The sequence below is a fragment of the Providencia sp. wls1922 genome (genome assembly GCF_009706505.1).
Lineage (GTDB): Bacteria > Pseudomonadota > Gammaproteobacteria > Enterobacterales > Enterobacteriaceae > Providencia > Providencia lanzhouensis.
The window spans coordinates 39504-55039 of sequence record NZ_WLUG01000119.1; the positions used below are offsets into that span (position 1 = coordinate 39504).

General features: G+C 41.1%; 12 protein-coding genes and 4 tRNA genes. All 16 read left to right on the forward strand.

The genetic code is table 11. The features are described from left to right. Window positions 1–32: 32 nt before the first annotated feature. The 16 genes from GKR71_RS19330 (at window position 33) to GKR71_RS19405 (ending at window position 15497) form a co-directional block, all read left to right on the forward strand. Entirely contained in the window at window positions 33–2789 is a 2757-nt protein-coding gene (locus GKR71_RS19330; protein WP_108479042.1) for a DUF2339 domain-containing protein, read from the forward strand. A 23-nt stretch (window positions 2790–2812) separates the two neighbouring features. Beyond that, on the forward strand, window positions 2813–4321 hold the full coding sequence (locus tag GKR71_RS19335; protein WP_230085124.1) for a DUF3999 family protein: 1509 nt from the start codon (window positions 2813–2815) through the stop codon (window positions 4319–4321). A 61-nt stretch (window positions 4322–4382) separates the two neighbouring features. Beyond that, a complete protein-coding gene (locus GKR71_RS19340) occupies window positions 4383–4793 on the forward strand; it encodes a GFA family protein (protein ID WP_154610138.1) in 411 nt (136 codons plus the stop codon). Window positions 4794–5016: 223 nt separating this feature from the next. Next, complete coding sequence (gene psiE / locus GKR71_RS19345; protein ID WP_195848990.1) at window positions 5017–5424, forward strand: phosphate-starvation-inducible protein PsiE; 408 nt, start codon at window positions 5017–5019, stop codon at window positions 5422–5424. A gap of 292 nt (window positions 5425–5716) precedes the next feature. Beyond that, entirely contained in the window at window positions 5717–7270 is a 1554-nt protein-coding gene (locus tag GKR71_RS19350) for an AbgT family transporter (RefSeq protein WP_036951266.1), read from the forward strand. A 16-nt stretch (window positions 7271–7286) separates the two neighbouring features. After that, window positions 7287–8519, forward strand: coding sequence for a peptidase T (pepT, locus tag GKR71_RS19355; protein ID WP_154600274.1), 1233 nt, complete (start codon window positions 7287–7289; stop codon window positions 8517–8519). Window positions 8520–8748: 229 nt separating this feature from the next. Beyond that, complete coding sequence (locus GKR71_RS19360; RefSeq protein ID WP_036951262.1) at window positions 8749–9435, forward strand: LuxR C-terminal-related transcriptional regulator; 687 nt, start codon at window positions 8749–8751, stop codon at window positions 9433–9435. Continuing rightward, complete coding sequence (gene uvrC, locus GKR71_RS19365; RefSeq protein WP_230085125.1) at window positions 9402–11234, forward strand: excinuclease ABC subunit UvrC; 1833 nt, start codon at window positions 9402–9404, stop codon at window positions 11232–11234. Before GKR71_RS19360 ends, uvrC begins: the two co-directional genes overlap by 34 nt. 56 nt (window positions 11235–11290) lie before the next feature. Next, the gene (pgsA, locus tag GKR71_RS19370; protein ID WP_006657588.1) at window positions 11291–11839 is read left to right on the forward strand and encodes a CDP-diacylglycerol--glycerol-3-phosphate 3-phosphatidyltransferase; all 549 of its coding nucleotides are present in this window, start codon (window positions 11291–11293) and stop codon (window positions 11837–11839) included. Window positions 11840–12003: 164 nt separating this feature from the next. Further along, window positions 12004–12079 (forward strand) — tRNA-Gly (locus GKR71_RS19375). Between the two features lie 25 nt (window positions 12080–12104). Then, window positions 12105–12178, forward strand: a tRNA-Cys gene (locus GKR71_RS19380). Window positions 12179–12185: 7 nt separating this feature from the next. Beyond that, window positions 12186–12272 (forward strand) — tRNA-Leu (locus GKR71_RS19385). A gap of 105 nt (window positions 12273–12377) precedes the next feature. Next, window positions 12378–12464 (forward strand) — tRNA-Leu (locus GKR71_RS19390). 242 nt (window positions 12465–12706) lie between these two features. Then, window positions 12707–12865, forward strand: a complete 159-nt coding sequence (locus GKR71_RS19395; protein WP_036953708.1) for a hypothetical protein — start codon at window positions 12707–12709, stop codon at window positions 12863–12865. Window positions 12866–12963: 98 nt separating this feature from the next. Then, a complete protein-coding gene (gene fabV / locus GKR71_RS19400) occupies window positions 12964–14163 on the forward strand; it encodes an enoyl-ACP reductase FabV (RefSeq protein WP_036953705.1) in 1200 nt (399 codons plus the stop codon). Window positions 14164–14294: 131 nt separating this feature from the next. Beyond that, window positions 14295–15497: a nicotinamide mononucleotide deamidase-related protein YfaY gene (locus GKR71_RS19405; RefSeq protein ID WP_154634757.1), complete on the forward strand. Its 1203-nt coding sequence runs from the start codon at window positions 14295–14297 to the stop codon at window positions 15495–15497. Window positions 15498–15536: the final 39 nt, after the last annotated feature.

A 15536-nucleotide genomic window follows, 5' to 3' on the forward strand; every position in this document is an offset into this window, starting at 1 on the left:
ACTGGCATTGGATTAAAGAAGGAAACCTATTTGTGGATACATGGATACTCCTCGGGCTCATTTTAATTGCGTTTGTGATAATTGCCCCTGTACTGGCTATCATTGCGATTAATCGTACTGGTCGAATGCAATATCAAATTAACCAGTTAAACCAAAAGGTTGCCTCGCTAGAAGCAGAAATGACTCGTGATAATGGTCATCAGTCTACACATGCTATTAATGAAGAAAATCCAGTATCCCATCAAGTTGATATCCAACATAATGAGAATCAAGTGGATGCACTTAAAATTGCAGCCCAAGATCCTCTACCCCAAGCACCTCAAATTATGCCGCAACCGATGGCAGTTTCCAGCGACAAACAAGCTAATGCAGTTAACCCGATAGCAATTAATCCAAACCGTTTTGATAAACCAAAGCCAAGCCAGCCTGCATCATCTCAGAATAAAGCAGAAGATAAATCCATTTTTGCACATTTCTTCACGTGGTTAGTGACAGGTAATCCACTAGCGAAGATAGGAATTTTATTATTATTTTTAGGTGTTGCTTACTTACTGAATTACAGCGTACAAAATGAGATTATTTCACCTGAACTAAGGCTCGTCTTCAGTGCTGCAGGTTGTTTAGTTTTATTGGGTATAGGTTGGTGGTTACGCACGAAAAAAGCATTATTTGGCCTGATATTACAAGGTGGCGCTATCGGTTGCTTATACATTACCGTTTTTGCCGCTTTCAAGTTATACACCATGATCCCTTATGGGTTCGCATTTGTGGCGATGCTAATCATCTGTTGTGCAAGTATCGGGTTGGCATTATTACAGCGTACGATTAGCTTAGCAATTTTAGCGTCTTTAGGTGGTTATTTAGCGCCAATATTACTGTCCACTGGGGGCGGTAGCCATATCGTTTTATTCTCCTATTACTTAATGTTGTCGATAGGTATTTTAGTTATTAGCTTCTGGCAAGCATGGCGTCCGTTAAATTTAGTTGGCATGTTTATGACCTATGGCGTGGCAATATTATGGGGAATGGACAATTATCATTATGATTATTATCTATCATGCCAGCTATTTATTATTGCTAACTTGATTGTATTCAACGTATTAACTCAGCTATTCGCCTTACGTTTCGAACATAATAAACAGCTCGTTGTCGATAATACGCTATTATTTTTCCCACCATTAATGAGCATTACCTTGCAATTTGCTATTTCGGATGGCATCGGATTATTGCCAGCATTTATTTCTCTACTTATTGGCTTACTGTATCTCATTGCCAGCTTACAGCTTCATAAACGCTTTAATGCCGCTGGCAAGAATATGGCTCTAGGCAATATCATTATTGGGGCTAGCTTCGTCACATTGGCGGTACCACTCGCCTTATCATTTGAATGGACAACGATTGTTTGGTCATTGCAAGGCTTTGCTATGTTGTGGTTTGCCCTCAATCAAGGGCATAAAAAATTAGCGTTGGTCTCGTCATTGCTCATTGCTGTTAGTGCTTTAATAATATTAAGCGATTATCCATATTATTATTGGAACGATAATGTTATTTACATGCTACCAAGCTTGATAGCCGCTTGCTTCTTTGCGGGCGGGTTATTTCATGTGCACCAGAAAGAGGCGAGCTATTTTACCGCGCTTAGTTATGCTTTTTTGATCCTCGGGTTATTAGTCTGGTTAGCCTGGGTGCCTGAATTTACTGGTATGCTGTCATGGAACAGCGAAACGGAAAGCTTAATTATTTTGGCGGTAGTGCTGATCTCCGCGTGGTGCTGGCGTCTTGGCGGTCAAAAAATCAATTGGATACCATTAGTTTTATGCCAGTTCTCATTATGGGCAGTGGCTTATTATTATTTAACATTAGATTTTATTTATGCAGAAAATCCGATGGGGCGTGGTGAGGGTTCGCTGATTTGGCCTGTGATCTTGGGCAGTTCAGTTCTGTATGTGATGCACGCTTATCGTACCCAAAACCTGTATATTCGACGTGGAATGCACGTTGCCAATCTATGGTTAATTATTGGGTTTGGTGCGACGCAAGTTAACTGGTTTGTGGCTAACCTTCCGTGGGGAATGCACGAACTGGGTTACTTCATTTACATTATGTCGATAACCTTAGTGGTATTAATCCTTTACTGGTTACAACATAACAAATTTGTACCAATGCGCCGTAAAGGCTTGCTGTATTGGTATAGTTTATTACCACTTATGGCTGTAATGGTGGTGCTTTCATGTTGGTCAAACTTTGAAGATGGCAAACTCACGTTTTGGAGTTATGTTCCATTAGTTAACCCGTTAGATGAAGCAGGGCTGTTTAGCATTGCAGCACTGTTATTGATGCGTAAAGGTTTTATCGCGAAGCTAAGAAAAATAACGCCTATTGAAATTGGGGTAGTGAAAGGTCTGATGATGGTGATCATTGGATTAGCTATCTTCTGGTATAACGGCATCATTCTTCGTGCGACGGCTGATTTTGCGAATATTCCTTGGAATGAGAATATCTTATTTGATTCGCGTCTCGTTCAAACGGTTCTTTCCATTAGCTGGGCAATAGCCGCGCTATTTTGCATGGTGATTGCAGCTGTGAAGAAAAGTCGAACATGGTGGTTTGGTGGTGCAGCGATTTTCGCTTGTGTGATTGCAAAACTATTTCTTATTGATGTGTATGGGCAGGATGGCATTTCCCGTGCGGTCTCCTTTATTGCCGTGGCGGTGTTGATCTTGGTTGTGGGGTATTTCTCCCCATTACCACCAAAGCATAAAACGGACATTGAGGTACAGGATAAATAGTGATGAACTGCATGAAAATAGCCGTGAAAAAGATAACAACATTATGTGCATGGGGCGCTCTCTTTTCCTTAATATGCTTATTATCATTTGGAAGCTATGCTAGCGATTCTAAAGCCAATGACTCTAAAGCTAATGATTCTAAGCAAGCAAGTCCTTACGATTTTTATCAAGGAAAAGAACTGACCACACCGGATAGGAACAGTCCGTTCTATTGGTTAGAGCTGCCCGCAGCTGCTTATATGGGATCTGCGTATCCAGATACTCTGCAAGATATTCGTGTTTTTAATGGTACAGGAAATGAAATTCCAACAGCGTTATTTTTTGATACTAATAAATCTATTGCAACGACCAATGTTAAATTTAATTTTCAACGTTTAGTCACTCGTGCAGATAATGTGAATCCTAACGACGATGATCAATTTGATAGCCAATATATTCTGGTCGAAGCTGAGCCAGGAAAAACAACCCGTATTGAATTGCCGAATTTACAACGAAAAGATAAAACCAACTATCAAGCCTATTTACTGACGCGTGATCAATTCAAGGACAACGGTGTTTTATCGACTTTAAATTTAGGTTGGGATCAGAACAATCAGGACTGGCAAGCCAAAGTTTTTGTTTATTACAGTACGGATAAGAAAAATTGGGTAAATATTGCATCGAATCAGCCTGTGATGAGCCTGAGATTAGACTCTGGCGTTGTGGCGAGTAATACGATTGAATTATTAAAAGGGGAAAGTACTGGGCCTATTGCACCATACCTAATGTTAGTGACGGTCAGCGCTCAAGAACATGAAATTCCACTTCTTAAATCTGTGACGGGATTGCAGTATGTGATGAACTCTTTCCATCGTCAGGAATCTTTTCTCTTTGAAGTGACAAACGATGGAATCACTCGAGAACAAGTGATTTATCGCTTGCCAACGCCGCAGCCATTGAATGAAATCAGCATTAAACTACAACAATCAAATCGCGTAGTACCGCTGAAAGTAGAATATATTGCCAATAGTGATGAGGAATGGAAATTGTTGGCGAATGTGATGGTTTTCAACCAAATCAATGATGGTGATAAAGCGAGCAATCCGAATTTAATGATCCACGATAAGCAAATTAAGGGACTCAGAATAACTGCATTAAAAGGTAGCTGGGATGAACTGCCACCTACGATTTATGGGTTGCGTGATGCGGTAAATCTAATTGTGAATATACAAGGTGCTTCGCCTTATTTGCTTGTGTGGGGAAATAAACAAGCCACCTTAGATAATGTTAACTACACTCAACTTATTGGTAAAAATGAAAGCGTTGAAAACGTGATGGATGATTTCCCTGAAATCACAACGACAGGTAAGATATTGGAATTAGGTGGTTTGGAAAAAAGAACCCAAGATAAGCCAGTGGAAGAAGGTTTACATTGGATGACTATCGCACTATGGATGTTACTTGTTGTCGGTATTTTCGCGCTGCTTTATTTCTGTTGGTATCTTTTCAAAGAGGTTGGGTCATCAAATAAATCCAATCCAGACGATCTTTAATTAAAAAGGGAACCTAAGGTTCCCTTTTTTGAATCTAACAGCATCAATAGAGGACAGGATCATGCCTAAAGGACAGTGTTTATGTGGGTCAGTCAAACTGACTATCAATCAGCCTATCGATACCGTTCATGTTTGCCACTGTGGCATGTGCCTAAAATGGAATGGTGGTCCTGGAATGACCATCGGCTATGAAGGCGAACCTGAAATTGAAGGTAGAGAGTTTATTACTCGTTTCGCTTCATCGGAATGGGCCGAAAGGGCTTTCTGTAAGCAGTGTGGTTCGCATCTATTTTATCATTTGCATTCACCGTCAACGTATTACCTCTCAGCCCCACTATTTGAAGAAAGCAAAAGTGCTAAAATGGGAACACAGATTTATATTGATTGTAAGCCGGATTATTATAATTTTGTTGAAAAAACGCCAATGCTAACTGAGCAAGATATATTAAACCTGTTTACCAACAAATCCTAAACTCCAATCTTATAGCAGGTATTATTGCCTGCTATTTATCTTAAGGTAATCTAAACATTCATTTGTAATGTCAGCGTCAGAAATTTCAATTATAATTAAGCCATTCTATTTTGTTTTTTTACATAATGTTGAAAGGTTATGCTTAATCTAAGGTAAATAGAAAAGGATAAATTATCTATTTTAAACGTAGAAAGAGTAACCTGAGGGATGATTAATGAATAATATGAAAGGAATGCGCCATGCTAGTAATATCGCTTGGGTATTACAATGGGTTCTTAACGCAGGTTTAATTGTACTTGCTGCGGTGTTAGTTTTCTTTTTAGCAAAAGAAACATTTACGATGGCATCATTAATGTTTGGAGGTAACCAAGAGGCTAAAGCGTATGAACTTTTAGAAGGAATTGTCATTTACTTTCTATACTTTGAGTTTATTGCTTTGATTATAAAGTACTTTATGTCAGGTTATCATTTCCCATTACGCTATTTTATCTATATTGGTATCACGGCAATTATCTGCCTAATTATCGTCGACCATAGTGATCCAATGACTACGTTGCTGCATGCTGGCGCTATCTTAGTTTTAGTTGTTGCACTTTATATTGCTAATACAGAAAAACTTAAACGAGAATAATCTTTAGATTAATTTATCAATCACGCTAAAGGGAATAATAATCATTTCTTTTAGCGTGAGCTTAAATAAATAAAAAAATGACTTAAACAATATAAAACGAGATTAAACATAAGATAAAATAAAATTTCAGGCAATTGGGTTTGGAATAAAACTAATAATATAAGCATTATTAACTAGAAGGATTACTTGATTTTTATTCTGTTAAAATAAAGTAAGAAAGTGTTTTACTTTTCTAAATGGGTTATTTACTGTGATAAAGTTTCTATTCTAATAACATAAGTAACTTGCAACTATGACAACTAAAACACTACCCCAGAAAAAGGGTTTTTTAAATCGCGTTGAGCGCATCGGTAACGTTATGCCAGATGTGACAATGCTATTTGTTTACGCCCTAGTAATATGTTGGTTTTTATCCTATCTACTCTCATTTGTAGATTTCAGTTATCACCATCCTATTTCTAAAGAAAAAATTTCCGTTATTAATATGTTTCAGTATGAAGAAATCATATTATTTGTGACATCAGCGGTTAAAAATTTTATTAATTTCCCTCCTCTCGGAATAACAATTGTTGCAACCTTAGGTATTGGGATTGCAGAAAGCAGCGGCTTTATTAATACCGCGCTGAAAAAAATGCTTTCTTTTATTTCACCTAAAATGTTGACTCCAACAGTTGTTTTCGTCGGGATTGTCTCTCACGTTGCTTCTGATTCAGCCTACGTTATTTTGATGCCAGTCGCAGCAATGATGTTCTATGCCAGTGGTCGCCATCCTTTAGCGGGAATTGCAGCGGCATTCGCTGGTTTAGCAGGGGGATTCACGGCAAGTTATACGCCATCGATTATTGACCCGATTATGCAGAGCTTTACGCAAGATGCCGCGCAAATGTTAGCGCCAGGCTACAGTGTAAATGTACTGTGTAACTATTTCTTTAGCTTGGGCGGAACCTTCGGCGTTATTTTTACTTGCTGGTTTATCACCGAAAAGATCGTAGAGCCGTGGTTAAATAAAAACGCTCCAATCACCAAATCTGACGTTGATACTGATGCTGAGCAAGATTTAGGTAAAATCACACCGCAAGAGCACCGCGCATTCCGTGTTGCGGGATTAATGGTGATTGCATTAGGCGTGGGGTTATTTGCGCTGTTATGGCCTGAAAATTCACCATTAAGAGGCCCAGATGGCAGCTTAACCAGCCCGAAAGCACCAATTATGCAGATTGTTGTACCATTATTGTTCATCTTCTTTGCATTGCCAGGCATAGTGTATGGCTATATGACTAAATCTTTCACCTCGACCAAAGATGTGGTTAAGGCGATGGAAAATATTACCAAGTCACTGATCCCATTTATTGTGTTTGCTTTCTTTGCAGCGCAATTCCTGTATTCATTCCAACATTCTAACTTAGGTACATTATTAGCCTTATCGGGGGCGGAATTACTGCGAACTTTAGATATGCCATCTGGGATGACGGTATTCGGGGTGATTTTATTAACTGCCGTGTTAAATATCATGATCACGTCAGCGACCTCAAAATGGGCGATTATGGCACCAGTTTTAGTACCAATGTTAATGGCAGTCGGAATTTCGCCAGAATTAACCCAAGCCGCCTTCCGTGTGAGTGATTCTGCGATGAACGTGAGTACGCCAATGTTTCCGTTCTATCCGCTGATTTTAATGTATTGCCAGAAATATTATAAAAATGCAGGTATCGGAACTTTATGTTCTATGATGATCCCATTCACTATCGGTTTATTAATTACCTTAACAGCGACACTGTATCTGTTCTGGGCATTTGATATTCCAATTGGTTTTGACAGTGGTTATACATGGCAGCCTGCGCAATAAGTAAAAGGTATCTGAAATGAAAGAATTAGGTAAGAAATTAGAAGAACGTTTTTATCGCTATGTGGCTATTGAAAGCCAAAGTGATGCGGCAAGCTCTGTTGTACCAAGCACAGAAGGCCAGCGTGAACTGGCAAATCTTCTAGCGAAAGAATTAGAGAGCTACGGCTTGAAAGATGTGTATGTTGATGAACATGCCATTTTATATGGAATGCGCCCAGGTAATAAACCCAATGCCCCTAAAATTGGTTTTGTGGCTCACTTAGATACTGTTGATGTCGGTTTATCTCCGGTGATCAAGCCGCAAACCTTGAAGTATGAAGGTGCGGATTTATGCCTGAATGTGCAGGAAGATGTGTGGTTTAAAACCGCGGAACACCCGGAAGCCGCCGCTTATGTGGGCGATGAAATTATTTTCAGTGACGGCACCAGTGTTCTGGGCGCGGATGATAAAGCGGCCATTACCGTTGTCATGGAGCTGATGGATAAACTGCAAAACGCAGATTTTGATTGCGGCGATATCTATGTGGCGTTTGTGCCAGATGAAGAAATTGGTCTTCGTGGCTCCAAAATCATGGATCTTTCTCGCTTCAAAGTGGATTTTGCTTACACCATCGATTGCTGTGCGCTCGGAGAGGTGGTTTTTGAAACCTTTAATGCGGCTTCTATTGAAGTGGAAATTAAAGGGATCACCGCTCATCCAATGTCAGCGAAAAACGTATTGTTAAACCCAATTCGTGTGGCACATGATTTTATTGGTTGTTTCGATCGTTTCGATACGCCGGAACACACTGAGCACCGTGAAGGTTACTTCTATATCACAGATTTAGCGGCAAACCCGAATGAAGCAAAAATCAAAATGGCGATCCGTGATTTTGACCGCCCAAGTTTTGAAGCTCGTAAGCGTTTCATTGCTGAAAGTATTGAACTGATTCGTACTCGTCATCCACGAGCGAAAGTGGAATTCAAAATTGATGATGTGTATAGCAATATAAGCGATTCAATCGGTGAAGATCGTACAGCGGTAGATATTATTCTCGAAGCGTTAAAAATTCATAATATCGAGCCAAATATCATTCCAATGCGTGGAGGCACTGACGGTTCAGCGCTGTCTGCTCGCGGAATTGTGACACCAAACTATTTTACGGGTGCGCATAACTTCCATTCTCGCTTTGAATTTTTACCAATAACTTCATTCGAGAAGAGCTATTTAGTGTCTGAAACTATTTGCCGCCTTGTTGGGCAAAAGTAGTTCATACTGGATTTAGCTTTAGCTCGTTAAAAGTCAGAGTATTAAAACCGATAGCTGCTAATTATTTAGCGGCTATTTTTTTGAAAGAAACTCATTCAAGTTTTAAATGTTAATTAATGAATTATAACTAGAATAATAGTTTTAAATATTGATTTAAAAAGAAGATATGACTTATTAATTTTTTCATTTATTATCCTCCCATTATGGCTGCAAGTAATAGGAGAGGTATTTGATTAATATAATAATTATTGATGATAGTAATATTTCGATTCGAGGTATTGAAGCGATACTCACTCGAAATACTCGCTATAAAGTTGTCGCAACGTTTCCTTCTTTAGATCCGGTGATCACGTGGAACCGGCAAAATAAAGCAAATATTATTTTGATTAATCGAGAACATTGCCATTTCGATTCATTGAAAACCTTCACGACAATCCGTCGTACTCAACCTGATGTAGGGCTCATTATCTTCAATGTGCGTCATAATGATATGTTTGTTGTGAAAGCGTTGGATATTGGCATTTTTGGCATACTGAGCGCTAGTATTGCAGAAGAAGAGCTAATTGAAGCCTTGCAAATCGTGAATGCGCGTCAACGAATTATCTCTCCTGATATTGCTCAACAACTGGCTTTACAAAGATTAAATCAACGTGAACAGCTAGATATATATGAATTGCTTTCCGCAAGAGAGCTGGAAATTATGCTCATGATCACCAGAGGGCTTCCGGTTAAGCATATTGCGGAGTCATTATCTTTAAGCCCTAAAACGGTAAATACCTATCGATATCGAATGTTTGGTAAACTTAATATCAGTAGTGATGTAGAATTAACACATATAGCAATCGGTTATGGTTTAATCACCGCAAAACAGGGTTCATCAGGGTGGAACAACAGTTTGATCCAAAAGTTTTCTTAAAAACAGTCACAAACCAACCCGGCGTTTATCGCATGTATGACGCTGGGGGAGCCGTGATTTATGTTGGGAAAGCGAAAGATCTGAAAAAAAGGTTATCGAGCTATTTCCGTGAGAATGTCGGTAGCCGTAAAACAGAGCAACTCGTCAAGCATATCGCCTCTATTGATGTGACGGTAACCCATACCGAAACCGAGGCGCTACTGCTGGAACATAACTATATAAAGCTGTATCAGCCTCGTTATAACGTCTTGCTACGAGATGATAAATCTTATCCTTATATTTTTCTGAGTAGCGAAACACATCCTAGAATTTCAAGCCACCGAGGTGCGAAACATGGGAAAGGTGAATATTTCGGCCCATTCCCAAGTTCTTATGCGGTACGTGAAACCTTAGCGGTTATGCAAAAGCTGTTTCCCATTCGCCAGTGTGAAGATAGCGTTTATAGAAACCGTTCAAGACCTTGTTTACAGTATCAAATTGGTCGTTGTTTAGGACCTTGCGTGAAAGGTTTAGTGACGGATGAAGAGTATGATCAGCAAGTCAACTATGTCCGTCTGTTCTTAACGGGGAAGGACAAGCAAGTCTTAACTGGGTTAGTCGAGCGCATGGAAAAAGCTAGCCAAGAGCTACGTTTTGAGGATGCTGCACGTTTTCGTGACCAAATTCAAGCCGTGCGTGCGGTAACAGAAGAGCAATATGTGTCAGGCGGTGATGATGACCTCGACGTTATCGGAGTCGCATTCGATTCTGGATTAGCTTGTGTTCATGTTCTATTTATTCGCCAAGGAAAGGTTTTGGGGAGTCGCAGCTACTATCCAAAAATTCCGGCGGGGACTTTATTAGAAGAAGTAGTGCAAACCTTCTTAGGGCAGTTCTATTTACAAGGCAGTGAAAACCGCACATTACCAGGGGAAATATTAATTGATTTCCCATTGACGGAAAAAGAGTTACTGGCGGAATCGTTGTCTGGCATTGCCGGTCGTAAAATTAATATTCAAAGTCAGCCACGAGGCACCCGTGCTCGTTATTTAAAACTGGCTCGAACCAATGCATCCATCGCGTTATCTACCAAACTGGCGCAGCAGTCGACGATTCAACAACGCATGGCTGCGCTGTCAAAAGTCGTGAATATAGAAAATATTTCGCGCATGGAGTGTTTCGATATTTCCCACACGATGGGCGAGCAAACCGTGGCTTCCTGCGTGGTGTTTGATAAAACGGGTCCTGTGAAATCAGAGTATCGTCGATACAATATTACGGGGATCACGCCTGGGGATGATTATGCGGCGATGCACCAAGTGCTGACTCGCCGTTATGGTAAACATCTGGATGAGAGCAAAGTTCCCGATATTATCTTTATTGATGGTGGTAAAGGGCAGCTGAGTCAAGCGCGGGATGTCTTTGATTCACTTGAAGTAGATTGGGATAAAAACCATCCTTTATTAATTGGGGTTGCTAAAGGTAGCGATCGTAAAGCTGGGTTGGAAACGTTGTTTTTAAAACCCGAAGGTGAAGGTTTTGCGCTTCCGCCTGATTCGCCAGCATTACATGTGATCCAGCATATTCGTGATGAGTCGCATAACCATGCGATTACGGGGCATCGCCAGCGCCGCGCGAAAGTGAAAAATACCAGTGCGCTTGAATCTATCGAAGGCGTAGGGCCAAAACGTCGCCAAATGTTATTGAAGTACATGGGAGGATTACAACCTTTGCGTAATGCGAGCATAGAAGAGATCGCAAAAGTGCCCTCGATCTCATACGCGCTGGCAGAAAAGATTTATAATGCATTGAAACAGTAGATATCTTAGGGCAACATACTAAGGTATCCGTCTTGGACAAAGAGTTAGTGAGCGCGATGAAATTAAATATACCAACGTGGTTGACCTTATTCCGTGTCATCCTGATACCGTTTTTTGTATTAGCGTTTTATCTTCCTGTCAGTTGGGGACCTTTTGCTTGTGCGCTGATTTTTGTGATCGCCGCTGTGACGGATTGGTTCGACGGATTTTTAGCGCGTCTATGGAAGCAAACGACCAAGTTTGGTGCTTTCCTCGATCCTGTTGCAGACAAGGTTATGGTTGCGACAGCATTAGTCTTAGTGACTGAAAGTTACGATGTTTGGTATGTAACGTTACCCGCAGCAACCATGATTGCCCGTGAAATCATTATCTCTTCACTCAGAGAGTGGATGGCAGAAATTGGTAAGCGCAGCAGTGTGGCTGTTTCTTGGATTGGTAAGTTCAAAACTACCGCGCAAATGATGTCGCTGGTGGGCTTATTATGGCGTCCAAATCCGCTGATCGAACATCTGTCTATTGCACTTTTATATGTGGCTGCAATTCTGACTTTCTGGTCAATGTTCCAATATTTAAAGGCTGCGTGGGGCGATTTGAGCGAAGCGTGATCGAAATGATTGAAAAAACAGCGAACGATCCAATTATTTCAATAATTGTATTGACTCGATAGGTGAAATCAGTAGAATGCAACGCATCGAACGGCAACGTGGTTTACGAAAATAAATAAGTAAATCAGCCAGTTTGAGAGCAGAAACTGAAAAGTGAAGCTTAAGCGGGAATAGCTCAGTTGGTAGAGCACGACCTTGCCAAGGTCGGGGTCGCGAGTTCGAGTCTCGTTTCCCGCTCCAAATCTTGAAAAAGACTAGGGTGTAAGGCGCGTTAGCAAAGCGGTTATGCACCGGATTGCAAATCCGTGTAGCTCGGTTCGACTCCGGGACGCGCCTCCAAATTCTAGCCCAGGTGGTGAAATCGGTAGACACAAGGGATTTAAAATCCCTCGGCTGTAAGGCTGTGCGGGTTCAAGTCCCGCCCTGGGCACCATATTTAGTGAATGGACCAATAGGTCCATTTTACTTTAAAGATTTAAACTAGTTAGTTAATAAAACTTAGCTACTAGATAAGCAGTAAAGCAGTATTAAAAATTTGGCCCAGGTGGTGAAATCGGTAGACACAAGGGATTTAAAATCCCTCGGCTGTAAGGCTGTGCGGGTTCAAGTCCCGCCCTGGGCACCATACAAAACTTAACTGAATTTAATCAGTAAGTTAGAAAAAGAAGAAGCCACCCATTGGGTGGCTTTTTTGCGTTTGAATATAAAAATAATTATTGGCTCTTCAATGGATTTTACGAATCCAATTTTTTGTCATTTTTCTCCCATTTTTATCAAGATCCCGAAAGACTAAGTAAAAATAAGTAAGTCAGACCTATCCCACCCTGAACTGTGCCAATATCTGCGTTTTAGAAAAAGGAGAGGGTGATGTCTAATATGAAAACTGAAATTGTGGTTGTCCGCTTAACCAAGCATGAGCGTGCGATGTTAGATGCGATAAAGACCACGCCATTACTTGCTGATTGGTTGAAATCGCTCGCTTTTTCTCAAGTGGAACAGCACGAAAAGAGTCAAAATCCTAAATAAACTGGTCTGTTCACTATGTTTCTTGCCTATACATCTTAAGTATAAGATGAATATCAGGTATATTAGTGTTCGATTGTAAGCTACCAAGAAAAATTACTATGATTATCAAACCTAAAATTCGTGGTTTTATCTGCACTACAGCTCACCCAGCAGGCTGCGAAGCCCATGTTCGTGAGCAAATTGCCTATGTGAAATCTCGTGGTGAACTGAAAAATGGACCGAAAAAGGTTCTGGTAATTGGTGCATCCACTGGTTATGGTCTGGCTTCACGCATCAATGCGGCTTTTGGCAGCGGTGCAGCGACCATCGGTGTTTTCTTTGAAAAGCCGGGCAGTGAGAGCAAAACAGGTTCCGCAGGCTGGTACAACGCCGCTGGTTTTGACAAAGCAGCGAAAGAAGCGGGTCTGTATGCGAAAAGCATCAACGGTGATGCATTCTCCAATGAATGCCGTCAAACCGTAATCGACTTGATTAAACAAGATTTAGGTCAAATCGATTTAGTGGTTTATTCACTGGCTTCTCCAGTGCGTAAAATGCCTGAAACGGGTGAAGTTGTACGTTCAGCATTAAAACCAATTGGTGAACCGTACAAATCTGTTGCGCTGGATACCAACAAAGATGTGCTGATCGAAGCCGTTGTTGAACCTGCCAACGAGCAAGAAATCGAAGACACCGTGAAAGTGATGGGCGGTCAAGATTGGGAATTGTGGATGAACGCATTAGCGGATGCTGGTGTTCTGGCTGACAATGCTCAATCCGTTGCTTACTCCTATATCGGTACTGATTTAACGTGGCCAATCTACTGGCACGGTACATTAGGTAAAGCGAAAGAAGATTTAGATCGCGCAGCCCATGCTATCAATGAAAAAATGGCGAAGAAAGGCGGTTCCGCACATGTTGCTGTACTGAAATCTGTGGTCACTCAAGCATCTTCAGCAATTCCTGTAATGCCTCTTTATATCTCAATCGTGTTCAAAATCATGAAAGAGCAGGGCATTCATGAAGGTTGTATCGAGCAAATTCAACGTCTGTTCGCAACTAAATTATTCAGCGGTGAAACACCAGAAACTGACGAGAAAAACCGTCTGCGCCTGGATGACTGGGAACTGCGTGATGATGTGCAAGAAACTTGTCGTCAAATCTGGAAACAGCTTAACGACGACAACATCAATGCACTGACTGATTATCAAGGCTACAAAGCTGAATTCTTACGTTTATTCGGATTTGGCTTAGATGGCGTTGATTACGAAGCAGACTTAAGCGGCGAAGCTAATTTTGAAGTGAAAGAATTAGTTTAATAGATAGCTATCTATTTCGCTGAAAACCCCGAGCACTGGTAAACCGGTTCTCGGGGTTTTATTTTTTTCGCTCTAGGATAATAATGACCAAATTGGCTTTTCATGGTGAGCCTCAAAAAGGGAGAGCAGGGATGTTGATTGTAGAAATGTTAAGTACCGGTGATGAAGTGCTGCATGGGCAAATTATTGACACCAATGCGGCGTGGCTAGCGGATTGTTTGTTCCAGCAAGGATTACCGCTGCATAGCCGTACAACGGTCGGTGACTCTCTTGATAGCTTAGTGGAAACATTTATTGAGCGTAGCCATCATGCCGATGTGGTTATTGTTAATGGTGGATTAGGCCCTACGAGTGATGATCTCAGTGCGTTAGCGGCTGCAACGGCTGCGGGTGTACCGCTTGTTGAGCATCCTGAATGGATTGCGGTAATGGAGAGCTATTTCACTGCTCGAGGGCGCGAAATGCCGGCAACTAATCGTAAGCAGGCCATGTTACCCGCCAATGCCGAACTTATTGATAATCCAGTGGGAACTGCTTGTGGTTTTACGCTGTATCTTAATGATTGTTGGTTCTTTTTTACACCGGGCGTCCCTTCTGAGTTTAAAGTTATGATCAATGAACAGATCATTCCTCGTTTACGTCAAAAACTTACGTTACCAGAGCCACCTATTTGTTTACGTCTAACCAGTTTTGGTCGCAGTGAAAGCAGTCTTGCAAGGCAGTTTGACCCAATTGAGCTACCAAAAGAGTGTGTGTTGGGTTACCGTTCTTCAATGCCAATCATTGAATTAAAATTGACCGGACCTGCAAATCAACGCGATGCGATGGAGCAAATCTGGCAAGTCGTGAAAGCGGGTGTTGGTGACAATAAAGTATTTGAAGGTACCGAAGGTATTGGCGCGTTAGTGCGAGAATCACTTGAACAACAACAGCTTTCAGTTGTGACACACGAACAGTTCAGTGCCGGCTTACTCTATTGGACATTGAATGCAGCAAAAGTGCCTGTCACTCAAGGAAATATTGAAAAATCAGCAACGCATTCAGATTTGGCAGCCTTAGTCCAAACTGCAAAGAATAATCGGTCGCTAAATCAGCGTGAGATTGGTTTAGTCATTGGCGAATATTATGATGGAACTTTATCTTTAGCATTATCCACCCCAACAGGCAGTTATGCTCAGTGTGTAAATTATTTACCTCGCAATCACTCAGAACTGGAAAAACAGCAGGTTAGCGTGATGTTGATGTTGGATATGTTATCTCGTTGGCTAGATGGTCGCCCAATCATTGGGGATTATGAATGGTTAGAGCAAATTCAAGTGATGGAAGTTAACTAAAGTAATTAATGTACCGCTAGGATTATTTGCAAAACCACC